26 protein-coding genes, 2 tRNA genes and 2 pseudogenes are annotated in these 26,240 nt (G+C 68.4%); 17 read left to right on the forward strand and 13 right to left on the reverse strand.

The window, feature by feature from the left end; translation table 11 throughout:
• From RTM68_RS04665 to RTM68_RS04705, 9 genes and pseudogenes are all read left to right on the forward strand, one after another.
• Positions 1-202: pseudogene (locus RTM68_RS04665) on the forward strand (helicase); the annotation flags it as partial.
• A gap of 98 nt (positions 203-300) precedes the next feature.
• On the forward strand, positions 301-3,147 hold the full coding sequence (gene topA / locus RTM68_RS04670; protein ID WP_312168720.1) for a type I DNA topoisomerase: 2,847 nt from the start codon (positions 301-303) through the stop codon (positions 3,145-3,147).
• A 29-nt stretch (positions 3,148-3,176) separates the two neighbouring features.
• Complete coding sequence (tmk, locus tag RTM68_RS04675; protein WP_312168722.1) at positions 3,177-3,806, forward strand: dTMP kinase; 630 nt, start codon at positions 3,177-3,179, stop codon at positions 3,804-3,806.
• A gap of 69 nt (positions 3,807-3,875) precedes the next feature.
• Positions 3,876-5,033, forward strand: coding sequence for a DNA polymerase III subunit delta' (locus RTM68_RS04680; protein WP_194763751.1), 1,158 nt, complete (start codon positions 3,876-3,878; stop codon positions 5,031-5,033).
• A gap of 20 nt (positions 5,034-5,053) precedes the next feature.
• Positions 5,054-6,589, forward strand: a complete 1,536-nt coding sequence (locus RTM68_RS04685; protein WP_312168723.1) for an alpha/beta hydrolase — start codon at positions 5,054-5,056, stop codon at positions 6,587-6,589.
• 73 nt (positions 6,590-6,662) lie between these two features.
• Positions 6,663-6,738, forward strand: a tRNA-Thr gene (locus tag RTM68_RS04690).
• 79 nt (positions 6,739-6,817) lie between these two features.
• Positions 6,818-7,399: an isochorismatase family protein gene (locus RTM68_RS04695; RefSeq protein ID WP_312168725.1), complete on the forward strand. Its 582-nt coding sequence runs from the start codon at positions 6,818-6,820 to the stop codon at positions 7,397-7,399.
• Positions 7,396-7,923, forward strand: a complete 528-nt coding sequence (locus RTM68_RS04700; RefSeq protein ID WP_312168727.1) for a DUF1697 domain-containing protein — start codon at positions 7,396-7,398, stop codon at positions 7,921-7,923. Before RTM68_RS04695 ends, RTM68_RS04700 begins: the two co-directional genes overlap by 4 nt.
• On the forward strand, positions 7,920-8,552 hold the full coding sequence (locus RTM68_RS04705) for a M23 family metallopeptidase (protein WP_312168728.1): 633 nt from the start codon (positions 7,920-7,922) through the stop codon (positions 8,550-8,552). Before RTM68_RS04700 ends, RTM68_RS04705 begins: the two co-directional genes overlap by 4 nt.
• A gap of 9 nt (positions 8,553-8,561) precedes the next feature.
• Here the strand turns inward: RTM68_RS04705 and RTM68_RS04710 are convergent, their stop codons facing one another.
• Positions 8,562-8,768 (reverse strand): hypothetical protein, encoded by a 207-nt coding sequence (locus tag RTM68_RS04710; RefSeq protein WP_312168730.1) that lies wholly within the window; start codon positions 8,766-8,768, stop codon positions 8,562-8,564.
• A gap of 25 nt (positions 8,769-8,793) precedes the next feature.
• On the opposite strand from RTM68_RS04710, the gene RTM68_RS04715 reads away from it, so the two are divergent.
• The gene (locus RTM68_RS04715) at positions 8,794-9,315 is read left to right on the forward strand and encodes a CGNR zinc finger domain-containing protein (protein WP_312168733.1); all 522 of its coding nucleotides are present in this window, start codon (positions 8,794-8,796) and stop codon (positions 9,313-9,315) included.
• 38 nt (positions 9,316-9,353) lie between these two features.
• On the opposite strand, the gene RTM68_RS04720 is transcribed toward RTM68_RS04715, so the two are convergent.
• From RTM68_RS04720 to RTM68_RS04730, 3 genes are all read right to left on the reverse strand, one after another.
• Positions 9,354-9,902, reverse strand: a complete 549-nt coding sequence (locus tag RTM68_RS04720; RefSeq protein ID WP_312168735.1) for a type 1 glutamine amidotransferase domain-containing protein — start codon at positions 9,900-9,902, stop codon at positions 9,354-9,356.
• Between the two features lie 109 nt (positions 9,903-10,011).
• Positions 10,012-10,084 (reverse strand) — tRNA-Lys (locus RTM68_RS04725).
• Between the two features lie 131 nt (positions 10,085-10,215).
• Positions 10,216-10,884, reverse strand: a complete 669-nt coding sequence (locus tag RTM68_RS04730; RefSeq protein WP_312168801.1) for a fasciclin domain-containing protein — start codon at positions 10,882-10,884, stop codon at positions 10,216-10,218.
• Between the two features lie 271 nt (positions 10,885-11,155).
• Between RTM68_RS04730 and sigK the strand changes: the two genes are divergently transcribed.
• The 4 genes from sigK (at position 11,156) to RTM68_RS04750 (ending at position 14,283) form a co-directional block, all read left to right on the forward strand.
• The gene (gene sigK, locus RTM68_RS04735) at positions 11,156-11,755 is read left to right on the forward strand and encodes an ECF RNA polymerase sigma factor SigK (RefSeq protein WP_312168738.1); all 600 of its coding nucleotides are present in this window, start codon (positions 11,156-11,158) and stop codon (positions 11,753-11,755) included.
• Positions 11,752-12,558: an anti-sigma factor gene (locus RTM68_RS04740; protein WP_312168740.1), complete on the forward strand. Its 807-nt coding sequence runs from the start codon at positions 11,752-11,754 to the stop codon at positions 12,556-12,558. Before sigK ends, RTM68_RS04740 begins: the two co-directional genes overlap by 4 nt.
• Before the next feature lie 28 nt (positions 12,559-12,586).
• The gene (locus RTM68_RS04745) at positions 12,587-13,216 is read left to right on the forward strand and encodes a DNA-directed RNA polymerase subunit beta (protein ID WP_312168743.1); all 630 of its coding nucleotides are present in this window, start codon (positions 12,587-12,589) and stop codon (positions 13,214-13,216) included.
• A gap of 182 nt (positions 13,217-13,398) precedes the next feature.
• The gene (locus RTM68_RS04750; protein ID WP_312168745.1) at positions 13,399-14,283 is read left to right on the forward strand and encodes an aminodeoxychorismate lyase; all 885 of its coding nucleotides are present in this window, start codon (positions 13,399-13,401) and stop codon (positions 14,281-14,283) included.
• A 153-nt stretch (positions 14,284-14,436) separates the two neighbouring features.
• Here RTM68_RS04750 and RTM68_RS04755 read toward each other — a convergent pair whose 3' ends face one another.
• From RTM68_RS04755 to RTM68_RS04790, 8 genes are all read right to left on the reverse strand, one after another.
• Positions 14,437-15,261, reverse strand: a complete 825-nt coding sequence (locus RTM68_RS04755) for a DUF559 domain-containing protein (protein WP_312168747.1) — start codon at positions 15,259-15,261, stop codon at positions 14,437-14,439.
• Positions 15,262-15,507: 246 nt separating this feature from the next.
• A complete protein-coding gene (gene pstB / locus RTM68_RS04760; RefSeq protein WP_194763736.1) occupies positions 15,508-16,287 on the reverse strand; it encodes a phosphate ABC transporter ATP-binding protein PstB in 780 nt (259 codons plus the stop codon).
• Between the two features lie 35 nt (positions 16,288-16,322).
• A complete protein-coding gene (gene pstA / locus RTM68_RS04765; protein ID WP_312168751.1) occupies positions 16,323-17,420 on the reverse strand; it encodes a phosphate ABC transporter permease PstA in 1,098 nt (365 codons plus the stop codon).
• Between the two features lies 1 nt (position 17,421).
• Positions 17,422-18,390 (reverse strand): phosphate ABC transporter permease subunit PstC, encoded by a 969-nt coding sequence (pstC, locus tag RTM68_RS04770; RefSeq protein WP_194763734.1) that lies wholly within the window; start codon positions 18,388-18,390, stop codon positions 17,422-17,424.
• Between the two features lie 134 nt (positions 18,391-18,524).
• Complete coding sequence (pstS, locus tag RTM68_RS04775; protein WP_312168754.1) at positions 18,525-19,631, reverse strand: phosphate ABC transporter substrate-binding protein PstS; 1,107 nt, start codon at positions 19,629-19,631, stop codon at positions 18,525-18,527.
• 168 nt (positions 19,632-19,799) lie between these two features.
• On the reverse strand, positions 19,800-20,786 hold the full coding sequence (locus RTM68_RS04780; RefSeq protein WP_312168756.1) for an NUDIX hydrolase: 987 nt from the start codon (positions 20,784-20,786) through the stop codon (positions 19,800-19,802).
• Complete coding sequence (locus RTM68_RS04785) at positions 20,783-22,948, reverse strand: RNA degradosome polyphosphate kinase (protein WP_312168758.1); 2,166 nt, start codon at positions 22,946-22,948, stop codon at positions 20,783-20,785. The genes RTM68_RS04780 and RTM68_RS04785 overlap by 4 nt, the downstream gene beginning before the upstream one ends.
• A gap of 53 nt (positions 22,949-23,001) precedes the next feature.
• A complete protein-coding gene (locus tag RTM68_RS04790; protein WP_194763730.1) occupies positions 23,002-23,685 on the reverse strand; it encodes a response regulator transcription factor in 684 nt (227 codons plus the stop codon).
• Between the two features lie 74 nt (positions 23,686-23,759).
• On the opposite strand from RTM68_RS04790, the gene RTM68_RS04795 reads away from it, so the two are divergent.
• From RTM68_RS04795 to RTM68_RS04805, 3 genes are all read left to right on the forward strand, one after another.
• Positions 23,760-24,047 (forward strand): hypothetical protein, encoded by a 288-nt coding sequence (locus RTM68_RS04795; protein WP_194763729.1) that lies wholly within the window; start codon positions 23,760-23,762, stop codon positions 24,045-24,047.
• A gap of 182 nt (positions 24,048-24,229) precedes the next feature.
• Positions 24,230-24,832, forward strand: a complete 603-nt coding sequence (locus tag RTM68_RS04800; protein ID WP_312168761.1) for an FABP family protein — start codon at positions 24,230-24,232, stop codon at positions 24,830-24,832.
• Position 24,833: 1 nt separating this feature from the next.
• Positions 24,834-25,955, forward strand: coding sequence for a folate-binding protein (locus RTM68_RS04805; RefSeq protein ID WP_312168763.1), 1,122 nt, complete (start codon positions 24,834-24,836; stop codon positions 25,953-25,955).
• A 27-nt stretch (positions 25,956-25,982) separates the two neighbouring features.
• Here RTM68_RS04805 and RTM68_RS04810 read toward each other — a convergent pair.
• A pseudogene (locus RTM68_RS04810) lies at positions 25,983-26,240 on the reverse strand (class I SAM-dependent methyltransferase); the annotation flags it as partial.

Genomic DNA, 26,240 nt, shown 5'->3' on the forward strand with positions numbered 1-26,240 from the left:
CGCCGCAGCCGACACCGCGAGCGGTGCGATCGCGAGCGCCGACGACCCCTGCGCACTGGCCGCGCGCGTCGCTTCGGCTGCCGGCGGCGCTCTCACCGGGTGCGTCGTGGAGGGCTTCGTGGCGACCGTACAGGTCGAGGCGGCGTACGCTGGTCTCGCAGCCGTCTCCCGAGCCCGAGCTGGGCCACCCGACGGAAGATGACGGCCGCGCGAAGCACGGTCCGGCGAAAACGCAGGCGACCACTGTGACGAACCCATCACAGCGGTGTGTATGGTGTGCTTCGAAGAAAGGACGCTCCCTTGGCTGAAGGCAAGAAGCTCGTCATCGTCGAGTCTCCGACGAAGATGCGGTCGATTCAGGGGTACCTCGGCGATGGCTACGAGGTGCTCAGCTCTGTCGGCCACATCCGCGACCTCGCAGACAAGAAGGACATCCCTGCCGCTGACAAGCAGGCCTACGGGAAGTACTCGATCGACGTCGACAACGACTTCGACCCCTACTATGTGGTCTCCGATCGCAAGACGAAGACCGTCGCCGAGCTCAAGCGTGCGCTCAAGACCGCCGACGAGCTCCTGCTCGCCACTGATGAGGACCGCGAGGGCGAGGCCATCGCGTGGCACCTTCTCGAGACCCTGAAGCCCAAGGTCCCGGTCAAGCGCATGGTCTTCCACGAGATCACGAAGGACGCGATCCAGGCGGCCATCGGCAACACCCGCGAGCTCGACACCGATCTCGTCGACGCGCAGGAGACCCGCCGCATACTCGACCGTCTGTACGGCTGGGATGTCTCGCCCGTGCTCTGGTACAAGGTCAAGACCGGTCTTTCGGCGGGACGAGTGCAGTCCGCAGCGACCCGCATGATCGTCGAGCGCGAACGCGAGCGCATGGCCTTCGTGTCGGCCGAGTACTGGGACGTCGAGGCGCTCGCGTCGTCGTCCTCCGGCTTCCGCGTGCGGCTGGTCCGGGTCGACGGCGGTCAGCTCGCCCGAGGCACCGACTTCGACGACACCGGAAAGCTCAAGAAGGCCGTCGTCATCCTCGACGAGAAGAAGGCCGCGGCCCTGGCGCATGCCGTCGACGCCGCAGGCACCGGTGCGGTGACCAAGGTCGAGGCGAAGCCAGGAACCCGCAGCCCCTACGCACCGTTCACGACCTCCACGATGCAGCAGGAGGCCGGTCGCAAGCTCTCGATGAGTGCCAAGCAGGCGATGAGCGTGGCCCAGCGTCTGTACGAAAAGGGTTACATCACCTATATGCGTACCGACTCGGTGGCACTGAGCACGCAGGCGGTGCAGGCGGCTCGCAGCCAGGCCGTGGCCCTCTACGGCGACTCGGCCGTGCCGCTCAAGCCCCGCGTCTACAAGTCGAAGAGCAAGAACGCGCAGGAGGCCCACGAGGCGATCCGCCCGTCGGGCGAGACCTTCCGCACGCCCAAGTCCGTCGCGTCCGAGCTCGATCGCGAGGAGCACCGCCTCTACGACCTCATCTGGAAGCGCACCGTCGCCAGCCAGATGGCCGACGCGAAGTACGAGACCACGACCGTCACGATCCTCGTCGACGCGGCAGGTCAGAAGGCCGAGTTCACGGCATCCGGAACCGTCTACACCTTCAAGGGCTTCCTCGAGGCCTATGAAGAAGGACGCGACGAGAAGCGCAACGAGAAGGACGCCGACGAGAACCAGTCGCTCCCGATCGTCGCAGTGGGCGATGAACTGCGCATGTCCGACGCCGAGGCCAAGGGCCACCGCACGACGCCGAAGCCGCGCTACACCGAGGCGTCCCTGGTGAAGGCGCTCGAGGAGCACGGCATCGGCCGCCCCTCGACCTTCGCCAGCATCATCGGCACCGTCATCGACCGCGGCTACGCGACCAAGCGTGGCCAGGCCCTCGTGCCCACATGGCTCGCCTTCAGCGTGGTCCGACTGCTCGAAGAGCACTTCGCCGACCTGATCGACTACGACTTCACCGCAGCTCTCGAAGACGACCTCGATGCGATCGCCCGTGGTGAGCAGAAGCGCGTCGAGTGGCTGCGCTCCTTCTATTACGGCTCCGACTCCCATGTCGGCCTCCGCCAGGTGGTCGACAACCTCGGTGAGATCGACGCACGTGCACTGAACTCGACTCCGATCACCGAGAACGCGACCCTGCGGTTCGGCAAGTACGGCCCCTACCTCGAGGTCGCCAACCCCGAGGCTCCGGACGAGAAGCCGCGCATCGTCAACGTCCCCGAAGACCTGGCGCCCGACGAGCTGACCGCAGCCAAGGCGCAGGAGCTCATCGACGCTCCCGTCGCCGGCGACCGTGTGCTCGGCACCAACCCCGAGAACGGCAAGATCATCGTCGTCAAGGACGGCCGCTTCGGACCCTACGTGCAGGAGAACGACCCGGTGTCCGACGACGCGGCGGTCGACGAGGCCACGGGAGAGGTCGTCGAGGCCCCGAAGCCCAAGCGCGGAGCGAAGAAGGATGCCGCGCCCAAGCCGCGCACCGGATCTCTGTTCCGCTCCATGTCGGTCGACACGATCGACCTCGACACCGCACTGCAGCTCCTCAGCCTGCCGCGCGTGGTCGGAACCGACCCCGAGAGCGGCGACGAGATCACCGCTCAGAACGGTCGCTTCGGCCCGTACCTCAAGAAGGGCACCGATTCCCGCTCGCTCGAGAGCGAATCGCAGATCTTCGAGGTCACACTCGAGCAGGCTCTCGAGATCTACAAGCAGCCGAAGTACGGCGCGGGATCCCGCCGCGCCTCCAGCGCTCTCGCCGAGTTCGAGGCCGACCCGGTGAGCGGCAAGCCGATCCGCATCCGCGACGGGCGCTTCGGCGCGTACGTGACCGACGGTGAGACGAACGTCACCATCCCGCGCGGACAGAAGGTCGAGGACATCACGTTCGAGACCGCCGTGCAGATGCTCGCCGACAAGCGTGCCAAGGGTCCGGCGCCCAAGCGCGGCGCGGCGAAGAAGGCACCCGCGAAGAAGGCACCTGCGGCGAAGAAGGCTCCGGCCAAGAAGGCGCCCGCCAAGAAAGCACCGGCCAAGAAGGCTCCGACGGATGCCGAGAAGGCCGCCGCTCGTTCGGCTGCTGCGAAGAAGGCTGCAGCGACGCGCGCCGCCAACGCGGCTGCGAAGCGTCGTGCTGAGTGAGTGAAGCGAATCGACGTGAAGGCCGGATCGTGACCTCACGTCCCGGAGTGTGGATCACCCTCGAAGGCGGCGACGGCTCGGGCAAGACCACGCAGGCCGATCTCCTCGACACCTGGTTGTCGGACGAGGGCCGCACGGTCGTGCGCACGCGCGAGCCCGGGGGATCAGAGGTCGGCAACCTGATCCGCGACATCGTGCTGCACCATCGCGGCGACATCGCGCCCCGCGCCGAGGCTCTCCTGTACGCCGCCGATCGTGCGCATCACGTGGCGACGGTCGTGCGCCCCGCGCTCACGCGCGGTGAGGTCGTGCTGCAGGATCGCTACCTCGACTCGTCCGTCGCCTACCAGGGCGCCGGACGTGTGCTCGACGGCGAAGAGATCCGCAACCTGTCGCTCTGGGCCGCCGAGGGCGCGCTCCCCGATCTGACGGTGCTGCTCGACCTCGCACCCGAGGCCGCTCGCGTGCGTCTCGACTCGGCCGACAAGCCGTTCGACCGACTCGAGGCCGAGAAGACCGAGTTCCACGCGCGGGTCCGTGATGCGTATCTGGCGCTGGCCGCCGCCGAGCCCGAGCGCTTCCTCGTGCTCGACGCCGACGCGTCGCCTGAGGCGATCGCCGCGCAGATCCGCGAGCGCGTGCAGACTCTTCTCGGCTGAGAGAGCGCAGCCAGCGCCCGCATGCCGGCTCCGTGCGCGGACGTCGGTGCTCCCGATTAGGCTGAGGACATGCCCCAGACCGTCGCCGCCCCTTTCCCGTGGGTCGATGTGTGGGGGCAGGACGCCGCGGTCGAGACGCTGCGCGCCGCAGCATCCGATCCCGCTGCGCTCTCGCACGCGTGGCTCATCACGGGCCCGCCCGGGTCAGGTCGGTCGACTCTGGCGTACGCGTTCGCCGCTGCGCTGATCGCCGATCATCCCGATGACGAGGCGGCGATGCGACAGGTGCTCGCGGGAACGCATCCCGACGTCACGGCTCTGCGCACCGACAAGGTGATCATCACGATCGCCGAGGCGCGCGCTCTGGTCGAGCGCTCGTACTTCGCCCCCTCCGCCGGGCGCTATCGCGTGATCGTCGTCGAAGACGCCGATCGCATGGTCGAACGCACCTCGAACGTCCTTCTCAAGGCGCTCGAAGAACCGCCGGAGCAGACGGTATGGATCCTCTGCGCGCCCAGCGAGGCCGACCTGCTGCCCACCATCCGCTCGCGGGTCCGCTCCCTGCGCCTGCGCGAACCCGACGTCGCGGATGTCGCGCGCCTGATCACGCTGCGCACCGGGGTCGACGAGGCCGTAGCCGAGCAGGCCGCTCGCCACGCGCAGCGCCACATCGGCATGGCGCAGCGACTCGCCACCGACGACGCGGCTCGGCGTCGCCGTGACGAGACCCTGCGGTCGGTGCTGGCGGTCCGCGGGGTCAACGACGCTGTGGACGTCGCCGGACGGATCATCCAGGCCGCCACCGACGATGCGAAGGCGTTGACCGCCGAACGCGACGCCGCCGAACGTGCCTCGCTGCTGCGCACGGTGGGTATCGCCGAGGGGCAGGCCGTGCCGCCGGCCCTGCGCACGCAGATCTCGGCGCTCGAAGACGACCAGAAGAAGCGCGCGACGCGCAGCCTCCGTGACGGCATCGATCGCGTGCTGACCGACCTGCAGTCGATGTTCCGCGACGTCGTGATGCTGCAGTTCGGCCGCGACGACGAGTTGATCAACCGAGAACTGCGCGACGACCTCGCCGCGCTCGCCGATGCCTGGCCCGAGACCCGCACGCTCGTCGTGCTCGACCACCTAGCCGAGACGCGCCAGTCGCTGGAGCGCAACGTCGCTCCGCTTCTCGCCCTGGAGAGCTTGCTCGTGACCGTCACGAGCGGGAGGACACCGTGACCGACCGACCGACTTCCCGCATGCGGCGCGCAGGCGCCCTCGTCGCAGGGCTCGCGGCAGCAGCCGTCGCCCTGTCCGGATGCCTGTACGCGGCCATTCCCGAGGGCGGGGAGCCCAAGCCCTCGGTCACGAAGGCTCCCGACACCGAGGGCGTCGCCGAAGACCTTCTGCCGTTCTACGGCCAGACGCTGACCTGGACCGAGTGCGGCACCGGGTTCGACTGCACCGACGTCACGGCACCGCTCGACTGGGAGAACCCGGGCGACGGCGAGATCACCCTGTCGGTCGTGCGTCACCAGGCGACCGGCGAGGCGCAGGGGTCGCTGCTGACGAACCCCGGCGGGCCGGGGGCGAGCGGCGTCGAGCTCATCCGTGACAGCCTCGACTTCGCGGTCGGCGCCGATCTGATCGAGAACTTCGACGTGATCGGGTTCGACCCACGCGGTGTGGGCCAGTCGTCGGCGGTCACCTGTCTCGACGCGGCAGGGATGGACGACTACCTCTACACGCTCCCGACCGCGAAGCGCGGCACGCCGGAGTGGGAGGCCGAGCTGCTCGCCGGGGCCGAGGAGTTCGCGCAGGCGTGCGACGCCAACAGCGACGGCATCCTCCCGCATATCACCACGATCAACTCGGCGCGCGACATGGACCTGATCCGAGCCGTGCTGGGCGACACCGAGCTGAACTACCTCGGATACTCGTACGGCACCTTCCTCGGCGCGACGTACGCATCGCTCTACCCCGAGAAGGCGGGCCGTCTCGTGCTCGACGGCGCGATCGACCCCGCGGTGTCGGGGCTCGACGTCGGCGCCACGCAGGCACTCGGCTTCGAGTCGGCGCTCCGCGCCTACATGCAGAGTTGCCTCGACTCGGGGGAGTGCCCCTTCAACGGCACGGTCGACGAGGCGATGGCCGACCTCGGCGCTCTGCTCGCGAGCGTCGACGCCAACCCTCTGCAGAACGGCGACGGACGCCTGATGGGTGCCGATGCCCTCATGACCGGCATCATCGCCGCTCTCTACTCGGCCGACAACTGGACCTACCTGACGCAGGCGCTCGACGAGGCTCTGCAGGGCGACCCGACCACCGCGTTCTTCCTCGCGGACTTCTACAACGGCCGCGACCAGAACGGCTCGTACCTCGACAACTCGACCGAGGCCTTCCGTGCATACAACTGCATGGACTACCCGGTCGAAGACGATCCTGCGGCCGAGGCCGCCACCGAGGCGAAGATCGCCGAGGGCGCACCGACCATCGCCCCGTACTGGAGCGGCCCCGACCCGTGCGAGGTGTGGCCCTATCCGCCCACCGGCACCCGCGGTGAGATCACGGCCGAGGGAGCCGGCCCGATCCTCGTCATCGGTACGACGAACGATCCGGCCACGCCGTACGAGTGGTCGGAATCCCTCGCCGGTCAGCTCGACGAGGGCGTTCTCATCACCCGCGTGGGCGAGGGGCACACCGGCTACAACAAGGGCAACTCGTGCGTCGACAGCGCCGTGGAGGCGTTCTTCCTCGACGACACGGTGCCCGAGGACGGCCTCCGCTGCGAGTGAGAACGGCGGCACTCGAGGGTGTCGACGCGCCGATTCGCGATGTCGCGTCCGCTCGGGTAATATCGATGATCGCGCCGCTTTAGCTCAGTCGGCAGAGCATTTCACTCGTAATGAAAAGGTCGTCAGTTCGATTCTGACAAGCGGCTCCACCAGGCCCCGTGATGCGAAGAACATCACGGGGCCTTCTGGTTCCCTCCGGGCGGATCGCTCGGGGCGTACTCTCGAAGCATGAGCCGAGCGCTTCTCATCGTCGACGTCCAGAACGACTTCACCGAGGGCGGGGCGCTGGCCGTGTCCGGCGGGGATGCCGTGGCATCCGCTGTGTCCGCGCTGCTCGCCGAGAGGGCGGGTGATTACGACGTGATAATCGCGTCGCGCGACTGGCACGACTCCGAGGGCGACAACGGCGGGCACTTCGCCGAGAGCCCGGATTTCGTCGACACCTGGCCCGTCCACTGCGTCGCCGGATCAGACGGAGCCGACTACGACCCGCTCCTGGTGACCGACGCCGTCACTCACCACGTGCACAAGGGGCAGGGGCGCCCGGCGTACTCGATGTTCGAAGGCGCCACCGTGGCGGGGGAGACCGTGGGGGCGATCCTGACCGCAGCAGGCGCTCTGAGCGCCGATGTCGTCGGCATCGCCACCGACCACTGCGTCCGCGCCTCGGCCCTCGACGCGATCGCCCACGGCGTGCAGGTGCGCGTCTTCACCGACCTGATCGCGGGCGTCGGCGTGGAGTCGAGCGAGGCCGCGCTGGCCGAGCTCGCGCACGCGGGTGCTGAGCTGACCGAGAGCGGTGCTGTGTGACCCGCAGCATCCTCCTGTTGCGCGCCGTCAACGTCGGCGGCCGGGGCACGGTGCCGATGGCAGCGCTGCGCGCTCTGCTCGCTCCCGAGTTCGGCGAGGTCTCGACCTACATCGCGAGCGGCAACATCGTGTGCGAGCATCCCGCCGACCCGGATGCGGCGCGGGCGCGGGTCCGCGAGCTGATCGCGGCGGAGTTCGGTGTGGACACCCCGGTGATCCTGCGCACACACGCTGCGCTCGCACGGGCAGTGGCGGAGCATCCGTTCTCAGAGGCGTCCGAGAAGATGCTGCACGCGATGTTCCTCGAGGGGTCTGCGTCGCCCGGAGCCGTCGAGGCGCTGCGCGAACGTCTCGTGCCGGGCGAGCGGATCGCTCTCGTCGGAGACGACCTGTGGATCGACTACGGCGACGGGGGAGTGCAGAACACCAAGCTCACCAAGGCCGTGCTCGACCGCGCACTCGGTGTCGCCGGCACGGCGCGCAACCTGCGCACGGTGAGAAAGCTCGTCGAGCTCACCGCATGAGCCACCGGGAGCCGTTCGTGCTGGCGCTGCCCTTCGCCGGGCGATGGCTGGTGCAGAACAGTCCGGCGACGCGCGTTCCCAGCCACGGCACGGAGCTCTTCGGAAGCTCTCACGCGATCGACTTCGTACCGGTCGATGCGGGCGGACGCAGCGCCCGACGTGGCCTCCGCAGCGTGTTCGGAAGCGAGCGGCCCGAGGCGTTCGTCGGTTTCGGGCGCGCGATCCTCGCCCCGGTGACCGGAGAGGTCGTGCGCGTCCACGACGGGGAAGAGGATCATGTCGCCCGTCGGTCCCTCGCTGCCCAGATCGGATACGCGCTCACCCAGCCTGCCCGTGTGCGGAACGGGGCGCCGGCCATCGCCGGCAACCACGTCGTCATCGGCGCGGATGGCGTGCTCGTGCTGCTCGCCCATCTGCGTGAGGGAAGCGCGACTCCGCGGGTGGGCGACGTCGTGCGGGCGGGGGAGCGGATCGGCGAGTGCGGCAACTCGGGCAACAGCACCGAGCCCCACCTGCACCTGCAGGTCTCGGAGTCGATCGATCGGCACGGGCGCGGTGTGCCCCTCGCGTTCCGGCGCGCGGATGCGCGCCCCTGGGTGCCCGGCAACGGGGAGATCGTCGACGTCTGAGCCGAGCGATCAGGCCGAAAGGTGGCGAGAGAGCGCCGTCGGCGGCATCTGGGTGTGCGGCTGCAGGTCGACCCGCCGCATCGCGCAGTCTGCGCAGCGCACGTACAGCACAGTGCCATCGCTGGTGCGGTGTCGCGATTCCACGAGCCAGGCATGCTCGTGAGGTGCGGGCGTCGAGGGGATCCGCGGTGTCGGGAGGGTCTGCAGGGAGGTCATGCATCCAGCGTGATGTAATGGCCTTATGCATCTCAACCCTTACGGCGAATATGCGGTCCTGCTGGCGGCGTCCCTGGCGGATGACTTCCCCGCCGACCGTGCGGGCATCGAAGAGCGGACTCTCGAGATGGGCATGACGATGACCTTCCCGCCTGCCCCCGACGACCACGAGAAAGTGCGCGCGGTGGTGGACGACTGGCTGCGGATCGTCGACGAGAGCGACCCCTCCGCGCGGGCCCGGATACTCAACGCCCAGATGGCTGAGGCGGCCGCGTATCCCCGGCTCACCGACCACGACGGGGAGGGGTGGCATCTGCATTACCGCGATGACGTGCAGTCGCTGCCGTACGTCCTGCGAGCGATCTTCGCGGTCGGAACCTCACTGCACCTGGTCACCCGGGGCATGGATCGTCTGGGGCGGTGCGAGGCCTCGCCCTGCACCCACGTGGTCGTCGACGTCACTCGCAACGGTCGTCAGAGGTTCTGCTCGGTGCGGTGCGCGAACAGAGCGGCGGTCCGGCGTCACCGAGCTCGTGCGAGCGCGTGACACCGGACCGCCGGATGCTGTCGTAGTGCGAGTGGATGTCAGGCCGTCTGGCCCGCGTGGCGGCCTTCGGCCACCTCTTCGACCAGCTTGGCGTTGAAAGCCGGCAGGTCGTCGGGAGTGCGGCTGGAGACGAGCCCCTGGTCGACCACGACCTCCTCGTCGACCCACGTCGCTCCGGCGTTGCGGAGGTCGGTTGCGAGGCTCGGATAGCTCGTGAGCGTGCGCCCGTCGACGACACCCGCCTCGATGAGGATCCACGCGCCGTGGCAGATGACCGCCACCGGCTTGTGCTGCTCGAAGAACGTGCGTGCGAGTTCGATCGACGGCTTGTCGAGCCGCAGGTGATCGGCGTTCACGACGCCGCCCGGCAGTACGAGAGCGTCGAACTCGTCTGCCGTGGCATCCGCCGACGTCAGGTCCACGTGCTGCACGTGTCCGTTCTTGCCCTTGATCTGAGCGCCCTCGGGTGCGATGAGGGTCGCGCTCGCACCCTCGGCCTGCACGGCCTGCCAGGGGCTGGTCAGCTCACTGTCCTCGAATCCGTCTGTCGCCAGGAATGCCACTCGGCTGTCGGTGAGAGTCGCCATGATGCGTCCTTTCGTTGAGGGTCAGGTCCCGGATGGGGACGCTTCGACCCTCTCGCACGATCCGGATGCCGAGAAGGGGGTGGCCGTATCGAGTCGACGATGATAGCGGTGGGCCCCGTGGGGCTCGAACCCACGACCCGCGGATTAAAAGTCCGATGCTCTGCCAACTGAGCTAGAGGCCCGCATGTCCAGTCTAGGGGCGCACAGAACAGGCCGCCGACGAGGTGCCTCGTCGACGGCCCGTTCTTCTGCCCGCCATCCTCCCCCGAGTGGAGGGCAGTATGTTCCGAGTTCCCAGCTCGGTTGCCCGTGCTTACTCAGCCGGGGGCATCAGCACCGAGTCGATCAGGTACACGGTGGCGTTGGCGGTCTGTACGCCACCGCAGATGACGTTGGCGTCGTTGACCATCAGCTCGTCGCCGCTGCCGGTGACCTCGAGGTCAGCACCCTGGACCGTGGCGTGGGTGCCGGCGATCTCATCGGGAGTGATCTGGCCGGGGACCACGTGGTACGTCAGGATCGAGCTCAGCGTGGCGCTGTCGGTCTTGAGGCCCTCGATGGTGGCCGGGTCGATCTTCGCGAAGGCCTCGTCGACCGGAGCGAAGACGGTGAACTCGTCGCCATTGAGCGTGTCGACCAGGTTGACGTCGGGGTTGAGCTGTCCGCTCACGGCTGCGACCAGCGTGGTGAGCAGCGGGTTGTTGGACGCGGCGACTGCCACCGGGTCCTGAGCCATGCCGGCGACCGATCCGTCGCCGTCCGGCACTGCCTCGGCGTATGCCGCGCAGCCGGGGCCGACGAGGTTGGCGGCCGGGTCCATGGTCTCGGTCTCGGGAGCCATCGTCTCGGACGACTCGGGAGCCGACGACTCCGACGGCTCGTCGGTGCTGGTGGTGCCACCCATGGAACATCCGGCGAGCACGAACGCGCTTGCCAGGCCGAGGGTGATCGCTGCGGTGACCTTCTTCTTGGTGCTGAACATCTCGAGCTCCTTGAGAATCTCTGCCACGGCCTCTCCGTGGCGTTGACAGGTGTTCGGAGCCCGCCTCGGAACGGATGGGAGATTCTCAGAACTTTTTTGAGATCGGCTGATTTCCAATCCGATTCGGGGGCCGTGGCGAACAGCTTTCGACGTCACGCGTTAAGAGGACTCTTCGAAGCGGGAGGCATCGGGATCTTCGCCGGCCGGATCGGTGAGATCTTTTCCGTCACTTTCGGGTGACGGTTGCGCGGGAATGCATGGAGGATGCGGCATGCTGGTAGAGATGGTCATCGATGGGATGGACGTACCCGAAGACGGTACGGCACGGGATGCTGTCGCTGACCTGCTCGTTCGCATCGGCGACGGAGATCAGCGCGCGTTCGCGGAGCTGTACGACATGCTCTCGTCGCGCGTCTTCGGACTCATCCTCCGAGTGCTGGTCAACCGCTCTCAGAGCGAAGAGGTCCTCCAGGAGGTTTTTCTGGAGATCTGGCAATCCGCTTCCAAGTTCGCTCCGAACAAGGGACAGGGAAGAACCTGGGTGATGACGATCGCGCACCGTCGTGCGGTCGACCGGGTACGAGCATCTCAGTCCAGCGCGGACCGAGACGTGCGTGCCGGGTTCAGAGAGATCGGGGTCGCGCACGACAGTGTCGCGGAGACGGTCGAACTGGGCATCGAGGGCGAGAAGGTCGTAAAGGCTCTCGCAGGACTTCCCGAGGCACAGCGCGAAGCTCTCGTCCTGGCCTACTACGGCGGATACAGTCAGAACGAAGTGGCAGTGCTCGTGGGAGCACCGCTGGGGACGATCAAGACACGGATGCGAGATGGGCTCTCGCGTCTCAGGACAGCTATGGGGGTGACGGCATGAACGAGAAGGAATTCGCGGAACTCGCGGCAGGAGCAGCGCTCGACGCGCTGTCTCCCGACGACGCGGAGCGGTACCACGCGGCACTCGTCGCGCACCCCGAATGGCAGGGCATCGTCGATGCGGATGCAGACAGCGCGACCTTCCTCGCACTCGGCGCGGCGCCGATGGCCCCCGCACCCGAGCTTCGAGCGGCGCTTCTGGCACGCATCGCCGTCACGCCGCAGACCGGCGACATCACCGACTTAGGAGTCGCCAGCAGCCCGGCTGCTGCGGACCCCGACGACCATCATGCAGAACCGATCGTCACGGAGACTGCTGCCGGCGCCACCGCGCCGAAGGCACCCGCGCATCCGCTTCGGGTGCTGTTCGCTCTCGCCGCATGCCTCGCGCTGCTCGTGGGTGTGGGCGTCGGCGCCGTGGCTCTCAACGACTACGTGAATCGCCCGGCGAGCGTGGTCGCTCTGCAGGACATCCAGTCGGCTGAGGACGCCCAGGAGGCCTCGATCGAGCTCGCCGACGGCGGCACGGCCACGGCTCACTGGTCGGCATCGCTCGGCACGGCGGTGCTCGTCGCCGACGGCATCGAGACGCTGCCCGAGGATCGCGCCTACGAACTGTGGTTCGTGCGCGGTGAGACGCCGATCTCGGCGGGAGTCTTCGAAGCCGATGGGGGAGACGCCACGGCGGTCCTCGCCGGCGAGATGCACGAGGGCGACATCATCGCGGTCACGGTCGAACAGGCCGGGGGCTCGCCGAGCGGCCTGCCGACGACCGACCCGGTCATCGCCATCCCGACGGCCTGACCACACGGATCGCGCGTACCCTGGTGGGATGCCCGAGCAGTTCTCCCGCCCCGTCCGCCGCCCGACCCAGGCCTTCGACAACATCGTGGGCACCCACGATCCCGCCGAGGAGACCCGCATCGCGCATGCGACGGCATCCGCTCTGCTGACGCGCGTGCGCGCGGACGAGAGCGGCGTGAGCGCCGAGCGCCTCGTGGCCTTCACCGACGAGCACGGCATCGACGAGATCGCCGAGCTGTGGTCGAAGGCGCCGGCCCGCACGCTGCCGGGCGCCCTGTGGCGGCTGTATCTGCTGCAGCTCGCCATCCATGGCGATCCGCACACGGCCGCTCTGCTGTATGAGCGGGGGCGCATCGAGCTGGCCTCGGCGGATGCGGCGATCGCCGGCGCTCCGGTGCCGGCGAACCCCGAGGAGCTCGTCGCTCTGATCGACACGATCCTCCGCGGCGCTTTCCGGGGCGACTTCGCGGTGGCGCTCGATCGTGCGGCGGCGTTCTGTCGCGTGCAGGCGTCGGGTGCCACGCACACGGCTGACGATTACGAGCAGACCGAGCCGTCGCGCGCGAGCGAGCTGACCACCCGCGCTCTGCGCCTCAGCAGCTATGCGCAGGATCTCTCGGCATCCGCGGTGCTCTGGCGCACCGGCGGCCTCGCCTGAGGCGCTTCCGTCCGGGTGAGTGGTCCAGCCGGCCGCCGGACATGAAAAGACCGGGCCGCAAGAACGCCTCTCGGCGGAAGGCCGCTCGCAGCGGCAAAAATTGGAGCCCGGGGTTATGCGGCCCGGCCACTCCAGTGTAACAAGATCGCACCGCTGCTATTCCCGGGGCCTAGGCTCGGATCATGACCCGGCGCTTTGCTCTCATGATCGATCCGGCGGCGGTCGACGCCGACCGCACAGACTTCGCCGACACGTTCACCCTGGTGGATGCTGCGGCGCCCGCGCTCAGCGTGGGGGAGCTGAGCACCCAGCGCGGTGACGGCGTGTTCGAGTCGATCGGCGTGGTCGACGGCCATGCGCAGGAGGTCGTGCCCCACCTCGAACGCCTCGCGCATTCCGCCGAGCTCTGCGACCTCCCGCTGCCGAACCAGGCCCAGTGGCATCAGGCGATCGACCGTGCGGCGGCCGACTGCGGGGCGGGGGAGTACGTCATCAAGCTCATCCTCAGCCGGGGCGTCGAGCACGGACCGACGCCGACCGCGTGGGTCACGGCGGCGCCGGCATCCGACTTCTCGATCGTGCGTCAGAACGGGGTGCGCGTCGTGACGCTCGATCGCGGCTACGACCTCGACGTGGCAGAGCGGGCGCCGTGGCTGCTGCTCGGAGCCAAGACCCTCTCGTACGCCGTCAACATGGCGGCTCTGCGCGAGGCGCACCGTCGCGGTGCGGACGACGCGATCTTCCTCTCGCGTGACGGCTTCGTTCTCGAGGCGCCCACCGCATCACTGATCCTGCGCTTCGGAGATCGGTTCGTCACGCCCGCGCCGAACGGCGGCATCCTGCACGGCACGACGCAGCTGAGCGTCTACGAGTACCTCGCCGGACGCGGATTCACGGCGGAGTACGGGCAGATCCCGGCATCCGATCTGTCCCGCGCGGATGCCGCCTGGCTGGTCTCGAGCGTCAGGCTCGCCGCCCCGATCACCGCCGTCGACGGCAGTGGTCTCCCGGTCGACCACGCCCTCACATCCGACCTCAACACCTACCTGCTGTCCCCTCGCGACTGACCCCACCCCCTCGGTCCCTCCGGATGCTCCCGTCCCGGGCACGGCTTCGGAGCCCGGGCACGACATGCCGCCGTATCTGGCCGTGGTCTCGGGGTGTCGTGCCTCGAGTCCGAAGCCGTGCCCGACGAACCTCTCCTCCGAGGCGGGCGACCATCAGGGGCGAAGCGCCATGATCGCGACGAGCGCTCGCTCGACGAGGTCCCAGTCGTGGATCACCATCGCGTAGTCGAAGCGCAGAGAGACATGGCCCCAGGCCGCGGCGGTCGCATCACGCACCAGATCGCGATGCCGATGCGACTCGGCGTCGTGGTTCGCCTTGCCATCCGTCTCCACGATCAGCCAGTCATCGATCAGAAGGTCGACGAAACCAGTGCCGACGATCTGCGCCTGGGTGCGTACGGTCCACCCGAAAGGTCTCACCCGCAGCCGGACCAGTGATTCCAAGCCGCTGTCGGCATCGGCCCGGGAGAAGTCGATGAGGTCCCGTCCCCGGTGGTCCATCGCATCGCTGAGCCGCCGGAGTCCCTGGCGAGAGATGAGGCCCTGTCGTCGCGCGGATTCGAGCGCGACGAAGAACGCCTCCGCACCGCGGCACCGGTAGATCTGCAGCAGGATCCGGGGGACCGAGGGCATCGCGAACGTGCTCGGCGCGGCATCGGCATCGGCATCCCAGTGGCGGATGCAGGTGCATTCGCGACTCGCCCCGCTGTGATGATGCCGATCCGCGCGTACCCAGACATGGAGGGTCTCGTCGTCGAGTACCCAGATGCCGAGGTGGCGCGCCGCGGTCTCGCACCCGAGCGAACCGCCGTGCTCGGCGGCATCGACGACTCTCGCGCATGCGGTGGCCGCCGCGTAGACGCCGCGTCTCACCCGCCGCAGATCACCCTCTCGAACACGGGCTTCGATCGCGCGTCGAGAGGTCCGACGTCGAAGCTCCGCCCACGACCACACCTGGATTCCCGAGGACTCGCACATCGCTCGAGCCTGGCGTCCGACGGCATCCGCCCGTGGCGTTCGTCACGGTCTCTGTGGAGCGATCGACCGATTCGGTCGCCGTGCAGGAAGACTCGTGCCTGACCCCACGAGCACAGGTTCGGAGATCAAAACAGAAACGCCGTGCCACACGAGGGTGACACGGCGTTTCTCAGCGTCCGCTCCGAAGCTGTGCTCGCGAGGCGGGCCAGACCCGAGGCGGGCCAGGGAGGGGGGCAGAGCGGATGCTTATCCGAAGCGACCCGAGACGTAGTCCTCGGTGGCCTGCACGGACGGGGTCGTGAAGATCGTGCTGGTGTCGTCGTACTCGATGAGCTTGCCGGGCTTGCCGGTGCCGGCGATGTTGAAGAACGCCGTCTTGTCGGACACGCGGCTCGCCTGCTGCATGTTGTGCGTCACGATGACGACCGTGTAGTCGTTCTTGATCTCGGCGATGAGCTCCTCGATCGCGAAGGTCGAGATCGGGTCGAGAGCCGAGCAGGGCTCGTCCATGAGGATCACGTCGGGCGAGACCGCGATCGCGCGCGCGATGCACAGACGCTGCTGCTGACCACCGGAGAGGCCGGAGCCCGGCTTGTCGAGGCGGTCCTTGACCTCGTTCCAGAGGTTGGCGCCGCGCAGCGACTTCTCGACGAGGGCGTCCTGGTCGCTCTTCGCCATGCGCGTGTTGTTGAGCTTGACGCCCGCGAGCACGTTCTCCTTGATCGACATGGTGGGGAACGGGTTCGGACGCTGGAACACCATGCCGACCTGACGGCGGACCAGCACGGGGTCGACGCTCGCGCCGTACAGGTTCTTGCCGTCGATCAGCACCTCGCCCTCGACGCGTGCGCCGGGGATGACCTCGTGCATGCGGTTCAGGGTGCGCAGAAAGGTCGACTTGCCGCAGCCCGAGGGGCCGATGAATGCGGTCACCGTGTTGGGCTTGATGTCGATGTTGACGCCCTCGACGGCGAGGAAATCGCTGTAGTAGACGTTGAGGTCGTTGACTTCGATGCTCTTGGACACGAGAGGATCCTTCTGGTTGGAATCGGGTGGACGGCTCAGCGGCCGTTGATCTTGGGGGCGAACACCTTGGCGATGATGCGCGCCAGCAGGTTGAGCACCATGACGATGACGATGAGGGTGAGGGCAGCGGCCCACGCGCGCTCGAGATAGGCGTCCACGGGGATGCCCGGGTACTTCGCCTGCATGTACGAGAACACGGGTAGCGTCGCCATCTGCCCGCTGAACATGTTGAGGTTCATCCCCTGCACGACGCCGACCGTGAGCAGCAGCGGCGCGGTCTCGCCGATCACGCGGGAGATCGCGAGCATGATGCTCGTCGTGATTCCGGCGATCGCGGTCGGGAGCACGACCTTGATGATGGTCAGCCACTTCGGCACACCGAGCGCGTAGGCGGCCTCGCGGAGCTCGTTCGGCACGATGCGCAGCAGCTCCTCGGAGCCTCGCACGACGACCGGGATCATGAGCACAGAGAGCGCGAGCGATCCCATGATGCCCATGCGCGTGCCGGGACCGACGATGAGAGCGAACACCGAGTAGATGAACAGACCGGCGACGATCGAGGGGATGCCGGTCATGACGTCGACGAGGAACGTGATGCCGCGTGCGAGCCTGCGGCCCTCACCGTACTCGACCAGGTAGATCGAGGTCATGAGGCCGATCGGCACCGAGATGATCGTCGCGCCCAGGGTGATCAGCAACGTGCCCCAGATCGCGTGGACGGCGCCGCCGCCCTCGCCGACGATGTTGCGCATCGAGAAGCTGAAGAACTCGCCGTCGAAGCGCATCAGGCCGTTGACGACGACCGTGTAGAGCAGCGAGATGAGCGGCAGGAGCGCGACGACGAAGGCGCCGGACACGAGCGCGGTCATCAGGCGGTCGACCGCGTGACGGCGGCTCTCGATCACCGACGAGATCACATAGATCAGGATGATGTAGAACACCAGTCCGACGACGAGCGTCAGCGCGATGTTGAAGTCGGCAGGGTCGCCGCCCGCGTTCATGAAGGCGAAGATCGTGCCGGAAATGACGAAGGCGACCAGGAGCAGAGCCCAGGGCGCCCACTTGGGCAGGTGGCCCGCCGACGTGGAGTGCGTGGTGGTGGCGACGGGCGCCGGGGTGAGCGTGGCGGTCATGTCAGTTGGCTCCCGAGAACTCGGCGCGGCGCGAGACGATCCAGCGGGCGATGAAGTTGACCGCGAAGGTCACGATGAAGAGGATCAGGCCGGCCGCGATGAGCGTGTTGACGCCCTCGTCGTGGGCCTCGGGGAAGCGCAGCGCGATGATCGCGGGGATCGTCGTGGGGTTCTCCGGGTTGATCAGGTTGAAGGTGATGATGCCGAGGGGGGAGAGCACGAGGGTCACGGCCATGGTCTCGCCGAGCGCGCGGCCGAGGCCGAGCATCGCTCCCGAGACCATACCGCTGCGGGCGAAGGGGAGCACGGCCATGCGGACCATCTCCCAGCGCGTCGCACCGAGTGCGAGGGCCGCCTCTTCGTGCAGCTTCGGCGTCTGCAGGAAGACCTCGCGGCAGATGGCGGTCATGATCGGGAGGATCATGACCGCGAGCACGAGGGATGCCGTGAGGATCGTCTTGCCGGTACCGGAGGGGGTGCCGCTGAAGAGCGGGATCCACCCGAGGTTCTCGTTGAGCCACTTGTAGAAGGGCACGAGCATCGGTGCGAAGGTCAGCGCGCCCCAGAGGCCGAAGACCACCGACGGCACCGCGGCGAGCAGGTCGATCACGTAGCCCAGCACACCGGCGAGGCGGCGCGGGGCGTAGTGCGAGATGAAGAGGGCGATGCCGATGGCGACGGGCGCCGCGATCACGAGGGCGATGAAGCTCGACCACAGGGTGCCGAACACGAAGGGCCACACCCAGGAGAGGAACGCCTGTCCCTCGAGGATGTGGTTGTTGCTCGTGTCGGGCGAGAGTGCCGGGAGCGCCTGGACGATGAGGAAGATCGCCACCGCTGCGAGCGTGACGAGGATGATGATCCCCGCTCCGAGCGCGGTGCCGGAGAAGATGAGGTCGCCCCGTCGGCGCAGCGCGGGGCGCGAACCGGGGGAACGGGTGGTGTCGGGACCCGCCTGGGTGGTGGTCATCGGGGCTGCTCCACGATCTGCTCTGAGGGGCTTTCGGGTGTCTTCATGCGGGTGCCCCCGGGCGTCGGTCGAGATCCTTCGACCGACACCCGAGGGCCTCGGTGCCGGAGCTCAGCGGAGTGCTGAGCGCCCGGTCACTCCGTGACGATCGCGTCGATCGCGGTGGTGATCTGCTCGCGCAGGCTGTCGGAGATGGGTGCGCTGCCGGCGGCCTCCGCCGCAGCATCCTGTCCCTCGGCCGAGGCGACGTACTCGAAGTACGCCTTCACGAGACCGGCGGTCTCGGCGTCCTCGTAGTCGACGCAGCCGATGAGGTAGGAGACGAGGGCGATCGGGTACGAGCCGGCCGGAGCTGCGGCCGGGTCGACGTCGAACGCGAGGTCGTGGTCCGAGCGGCCCTCTTCGAGCGGCGAGGCCTCGACGAGTGCGGCGGCCGCCTCGGCCGAGTACGCGACGTAGTCGCCCTCGACCTGCACGGCGACCTGGCCGAGCTCCGAGGTGCGCGAGGCGTCGGCGAAGCCGATGTAGCCGGAGCCGTTGGTGATCGCGTCGACGACACCCGAGGTTCCATCGCCGGCCTCACCGGTCGACAGCGGCCACTCGTCGCTGGCCTCGTAGGTCCACACGTCGGGGGCGACGGCGCTGAGGTACTTGGTGAAGGTCTCCTGCGTGCCCGACGCGTCGGCGCGGTGCACCGGGACGATCGCCTGGTCGGGAAGCTCGACGCCGTCGTTCTGCGAGGCGATGGCCGGGTCGTTCCACTTGGTGATGGACCCCGAGAAGATGCCGGCGATGGTCGCGCCGTCGAGGTTCAGCTCGTCGATGCCCTCGAGGTTGAAGGCGACCGCGACGGGCGAGATGTAGACGGGGATCTCGACGATCTCGTCGGAGGTGCAGGAGCCGAAGCCGCCCTTGGCGATCTCGTCGGCGTTGAACGCGCGGTCGGAGCCGATGAAGTTCGACGAACCGGCGATGAAGTTCTCGCGGCCGGTGCCCGAGCCGGTCGCGGTGTAGTTGATCGTGGTGTCGGGGTTCGCGGTCTGGAACGCGGCGACCCACGACTGCTGCGCAGCCTCCTGCGACGAGGCGCCGGTGGCCTCGATCGTGCCCGTCAGGGTCGAGGTGGGGGCGTCGGACGAGCCGCCGCCGGTGTTGCCGCCTTCGTTCGCGGCACAGCCTGCGAGAGCCAGAGCGGCCACGGCGCCGACGGCGCCGATACGTGCGATTCGGGAGATCTTCACTGTGGATCCTTCGATCATGGATGGGTGGGGCCCGGTGCAGGGCACACAGTGACGCTAGGTGCGGCGGTTAACGAGACTCGACCCCGCAGGTGAACGGAAGGTGAACGGCGCGCGTCTCTCTGGGGCGGATCCGCGGGAACACGCGGATCTTCCGGTCTGCGAAGAGGGTCAGACTTTGGGGATGTGCGTCTCGATCGCGATGATCCCCGACCCGGGGTTGGATGCCGAGAGGTGCACGACCGAGAACGCGGCGGGCTCGAGATCGGCCGCGCTGCTCACATACGATCCCTGGATCGTCCCCGTCGCGAGCGCGATCTCGGAGAGGATGCCGGGCAGAACGGGGCCGTGGCTGCACACCACCGCGGGCTTGCCGGAGCGCACGCGTCGGCCGATCACAGACCGCAGGTCGTCGTCGCCGTCCTCCCAGGCATCCTGACTGATCAGATCGGTCTTCACGACCTTGCGGTCGAGTGCCTTCGCCAGTGGGGTCACGGTCTGCACGCAGCGCACCGCATCGCTCGTGACGATCTTGCGGACGCCGAAGGCGCGCAGCGGCCCCACGATCGAGGTCGCCTGCTCGCGTCCGCGGTCGGTGAGGGGACGCGAGGCATCCGATCCGTCCCAGTCGGACCGCGCGAGCGCCTTGGCATGCCGCAGCGCGATCACCGGGAAGGTGCGCAGCACGCCGTCGTCGACGAGGTTCGTGAAGAAGTCGAGGATCTCGACGTCGACGGGATAGCTGAGTCGCGACCGTGCCTTCTTCAGGCTCACCCACTCGATCGCCGCGATCTCGCGGTTGGGCACGAACGTCGAGGTGCGGATCGCATCCTCCGTCGCCTCGGCCGCCCAGTAGTGCACGACCTTCTGCTTGTTCGACGGCAGGTGATAGCGGCTCACACCGACCGGCACGCCGAGCGAGACGCGGATGCCGGTCTCCTCGTGCACCTCGCGCACCGCGGTCTCGGCGAGCATCTCACCGGGGTCGACCTTGCCCTTGGGCAGCGTGATGTCGCGGTACTTGGTGCGATGGATCAGGAGGATCCGCAGCTTGCCGTCGACGAGTCGCCAGATGACGGCGCCGGCCGCGTAGACGGCCTTGTCCGTCCACTTCGACCGTGCCGCGACCTTCGCGCCGGATGCCTGGCGGGTGGTCATCGCACCGCCCGTGCGCGGCGTCGCCTCTGGATCAACCCCATGGTCTTGTCCTGCAGGTCGATCAGCGGTTTGCCCTCGGCATCCTCGGCGTGGCGCGTCCACACGCCCTCGGCGCCCAGGTGCCACGAGGTGGTGCCCGGGTCCATCGCGAGGTCGAAGAACGACAGCAGATCCTTCAGATGATCGGGGTCGGTCACCCGCACCAGCGCCTCGACCCGGCGGTCGAGGTTGCGGTGCATCATGTCGGCGCTGCCGATGTAGACCTGCGGATCGCCGTCGTTGTGGAACGCGAAGATGCGGGAGTGCTCGAGGTAGCGACCGAGGATGCTGCGCACCGTGATGTTGTCGCTGATGCCCTCGAGGTCGGTGCGCAGGCTGCAGATGCCCCGCACCCACACGTCGACCTTCACGCCGGCTGCGCTCGCGCGATACAGCGCGTCGATGACCTCTTCGTCGACCATCGAGTTGACCTTGATGCGGATGCCGGCGGGCTTGCCCGCCTCGGCGTTGCGGCGCTCGTTGTCGATCTGCCGCACGAGTCCCTTGCGCAGGTGCAGGGGCGCGACGAGCAGGCGCTTGAACTTCTTCTCGATCGCATAGCCGCTGAGCTCGTTGAACAGGCGGGTGAGGTCCTTGCCGACCTGGGCGTCGGTCGTGAACAGCCCGAAGTCCTCGTAGATGCGACTGGTCTTCGGGTTGTAGTTGCCGGTGCCGATGTGCGAGTAGTGGCGCAGCACGCCGTCTTCCTCGCGGATCACGAGGGCGAGCTTACAGTGCGTCTTGAGGCCGACCAGGCCGTACACGACGTGCACGCCCGCCTTCTCGAGCTTGCGTGCCCAGACGATGTTGTTCGCCTCGTCGAAGCGCGCCTTGACCTCGACCAGAGCGAGGACCTGCTTGCCGGCCTCGGCGGCGTTGATCAGGGCCTCGACGATCGGGCTGTCGCCCGAGGTGCGGTACAGGGTCTGCTTGATGGCGAGCACGTGGGGGTCGCGCGCGGCCTGTTCGAGGAACGCGACGACGCTCGTGGTGAACGACTCGTACGGGTGGTGCACGAGCACATCCGACTTGCGGATCGCCTTGAAGATGTCGGCGCGCGTGTTGCTGCCGGTGGGCTGGAAGGCCACCGCGGTGGTCGGCAGGTGCGGCGGGTAGCGCAGGTCGGGACGATCGATGCGCGAGAGGTCGAAGAGGCCGCGCAGGTCGAGCGGTCCGGGGATGCGGTAGATCTCCTGATCCGTGATGTCGAGCTCGCGGACCAGCAGGTCCATCGTGACCTCGTCCATGTCATCGGTGATCTCGAGGCGGATGGGCGGGCCGAAGCGGCGGCGCAGCAGCTCGGCCTCGAGCGCCTGGATCAGGTTCTCGCTCTCGTCCTCCTCGATCTCCACATCCTCGTTGCGGGTGAGGCGGAACGCGTGGTGGTCGAGCACCTCCATGCCCGGGAACAGGTCGCCGAGGTGGTTCGCGATCAGTTCTTCGAGGCGCAGGAATCGCTTGATCTCGCCGGTGCCCGGTACCTCGACGAAGCGCGGGAGCATGGGCGGCACCTTGAGTCGCGCGAACTCCTGACGCCCCGTACGCGCATTGCGGATGCGGATCGCGAGGTTCAGCGACAGACCCGAGATGTAGGGGAACGGGTGCGCCGGGTCGACGGCCAGCGGCATCAGCACCGGGAAGACCTGAGCGCCGAAGTACTCCGAGAGCTTGGCGCGCTCCTCGTCGGTCAGTTCCGTCCAGTCGGCGATCTCGATGCCCGACTCCGCGAGAGCGGGCCGCACGAGCGAGGTCCAGGCTTCGGCGTGACGCAGCTGCAGGGCATGCGCCTCACGGGCGATGTCGGCCAGCGCATCGGCGGGGGAGCGGCCGATGTTGGTGGGCACCGCGAGGCCGGTCACGATGCGGCGCTTGAGACCCGCGACGCGGACCATGAAGAACTCGTCGAGGTTGCTGGCGAAGATCGCCAGGAAGTTCGCGCGCTCGAGTTCCGGCAGTGACGGATCCTCGGCGAGCTCCAGAACGCGCTGGTTGAACGCGAGCCAGCTGAGCTCGCGATCGAGGTAGCGGTGGTCGGGCAGCAGCGCGTCCGGCGACTCGATGGCATCGAAGTCGTCGTCTTCGGCGTCGCCGAGACCTGCGTCGGCGAGAGCGGGATCGATCATGGGGTACATCTAAGCACCGTGAGGTGACGTGCGTGTGAACGCACGTCTCTGTGTCACCGTGCGGCGGGGACGCTCTCGTCCTCGTTGACGTTGAAGCGGTACCCCACGTTGCGCACGGTGCCGATGATCTGCTCCTGGTCGCCGAGCTTCGCGCGCAGGCGGCGCACGTGCACATCGACCGTGCGCGTGCCGCCGAAGTAGTCGTATCCCCAGACCTCGCTGAGCAGCTGTTCGCGGGTGAAGACGCGCGACGGATGCGTGGCGAGGAAGTGCAGGAGCTGGAACTCCTTGTACGTCAGGTCGAGAGGCCGGCCGCGCAGCTTCGCCGAATACGACTGCTCGTCGATCACGACGCCCGATGCCTGCACCCGAGACGGTTCGGCCGTCTCCTCGTGCCGGGCGAGGGCGAGTCGGACCCGCGCGTCGGCCTCGGCAGGGCCGGCCGTGGTGAGCAGCACGTCGTCGATGCCCCAGTCGCCCGAGAGGGCGCTCATGCCGCCCTCGGTGACGACGAGCAGCAGAGGAGCGTCCTGCCCGGCCGCGCGCAGCAGGCGGCAGAGCGACTTCGCGCCGACGAGGTCGTGGCGGCCGTCGACGATCACGATGTCGTAATCGGGGGCGCTCACGAGTTGGGCGGGCTCGGCGGGGATCTGTCGCACGCGGTGGCTGAGAAGCTCCATGGCGGGCAGGACCTGCTCCGAGACCGGAGCGTTGGTCAAGACCAGGACCTGGGCCACACGCACTCCTTCCGGACGGCTGATGTATCGCCGTGCCGCAATGATACCGGGCGCCGATGGGTCACAATGGAGTCATGTCGGAACCTGCGCTCGCACCGCGTAACGAGTTCGTCGGCGTGCTCGCCGTCTGGGCGGTCGCACTGGTCGGCTCGATCGCCATCGGGATCTTCGTGCCCGAGGTGTACCGAATGCAATGGCTGCTCGTCGCGTTCGGCGGTGTCGTGCTGCTCTCGTTCGCGGTGCAGCTGTGGCACGGACGCACCCAGGGCTTCATCCTCCGCGTCGGCGGGAGCGCCATCGGCGCGCTCCTTCTCATGGGCATGATCTCGGTCGGTTTCGGCCTCGCGGCGCTCGCCTCCTGACCGGCACGATCTCGTCGTCGCGAGAGGCGACACTCCCGCGTGCGGAGGGTAGGGTGGAGCCATGGACCTCATGGCGCTCGAATTCTTCTTCATCGGCCTCCTGGGACTCGCGAGCCTCGCTATCGCATTCGTCTCGGTCGTGGTGCTGCGCAACCTCTTCCGCGGCCAGCGCTGAGCTCGTCGTGATCGACCTCCCCACAGACCTTCCCGCCGATCTCGTCCCGCTCTCGTGGCTGATCGGCGTGTGGGAGGGCACCGGTGTCATCGACTACCCGGTCGACGGCAAGCAGCTGCGCGGTGAGTTCGCGCATCGCGTGAGCTTCAGCCATGACGGCGGACCTTTCCTCAACTACTCGGCCACCGCGACCTTCACGGGCGACGACGGCTCGACATCCGTTCAGCTCGTCGCCGAGACCGGATACTGGCGTCTGACCCGACCGGCGACCGATGCCGACTCCGGTCCGGGGCTTCTTCCTCCGCTGGGCGACACGGTCGACCGCGGCGTCGATGACGTCGAGGCGCTGCGCGCGGCATCCGGTGGCTTCCCGATCGAGGTGTCGATCGCGCACTCCGACGGGATGCTCGAGCTCTACCTCGGCGAGATCAACGGCCCTCGGGTCGACATCGCCACCGACGCCGTCGTGCGCGGCGCGGGCGCGAAGGAGTACGGCAGCGCCACGCGCCTGTACGGCCTCGTCGACGGCCACCTGCTCTGGGCGTGGGACATCGCTGCGCTCGGCACTCCGCTGCGCTCGCACGCCTCGGCGCGCCTCGCGAAGGTCTGACATGACCGGCTTCTCCGACATCGACGGCGTCGTCTCGGGCGACCAGGGCATCGCCCACTTCGGCGATGTGTTCCGAGAGCAGCGCCGCCTCGCGGCGGGCGCGGCTCTCGTCCCCCTCGACGACAGGACCGTCATCGAGGTCGCGGGTCCCGAGCGTCTCGGCTGGCTCGACTCGATCCCCTCGCAGGCTCTGGGGCGCCTCGCCGCCGGTGACAGCACCGAGCTGCTCGTGCTCGATCCGCAGGGTCGCGTGGAGCATGCCGCGGGCGTCGTCGACGACGGGTCGTCGACCTGGCTGATCGCCGATGCCGGCGACGCCGACGCTCTCGCCACCTGGCTGCAGCGCATGAAGTTCCGCACGCAGGCGACGATCGAGGTCCGCCCCGATCTCGCGCTGCTCGGTTTCGTCGACGGTGGGGCCGCGTCCGAGCGCGCTCGGGCCGCGGCATCCGCCCCCGCGGGCGCTCCGATCGTCTGGTCGGATCCCTGGCAGCGGGTGAGTGCGGGCGGACATCAGTACGCCGAGGTCGCCGAGCACCCGGGTGCAGAGCTCGCATGGCGGATCGCCATCGTCCCGCGCGGAGCGGCGGACTCTCTCGCGGCAACGCTGTCGGCAGAAGACGTCGCGGGCCTTCTCGCGGCAGAGGCGCTGCGCGTCGCCGCCTGGCGCCCACGCTGGTCGGCCGAGGTCGACGAGCGCTCGCTGCCGCACGAGTCCGACTGGATCCGCACGGCCGTGCATCTGAACAAGGGCTGCTACCGCGGTCAGGAGACGGTGGCGAAGGTCCACAACCTCGGCCACCCGCCGCGTCGCCTCGCCGCGCTGCACCTCGACGGCAGCGACGATGTGCTGCCGTCCGCCGGTGATCCCGTCTTCGCCGGTGACGACGAGGTCGGGAGCATCACGTCCGTCGCGCGGCATCACGAAGACGGACCCATCGCGCTCGCGATCCTCTCGCGCCGCACCCCGGTCGGCGATCTCGTCGTGCGCGCCGAGGGCGTGGACATCGCCGCGACGCAGCAGGTCATCGTGCCGGCGGATGCCGGTGCCACGGCCGACATCCCTCGACTCACCCGGCTGTCGCGACGCCCGAGCGCCCCGGATCCCCGCCACGCGGTCTGACCCGTCGCGGCGGACGTCCTACGCCGGTCAGGGCGACGGCGCCACGGCCTCCCAGGGCAGCGTGAGCTCGCCCAATCGCCACCGGGCCTTCCCGCCCGACACCGGCCATCCCTGATCTCGCAGTGCTCCGACCGCAGCCAGGAAGCGCTGGGTCGCGCCGAACGTCGACAGCGCCGCGGCGCGGTCCCACTCCCGGTCGAGATCGACGAGCAGCGCGTGCACGCGCTCGCCCGGCACGTTGCGGTGGATCAGCGCCTTCGGCAGACGTTCGGCGACGATGCTCGG

Origin of the sequence: Microbacterium sp. (assembly GCF_031988965.1) — a bacterium.
In the GTDB taxonomy this organism is placed as follows: Bacteria; Actinomycetota; Actinomycetes; order Actinomycetales; family Microbacteriaceae; genus Microbacterium.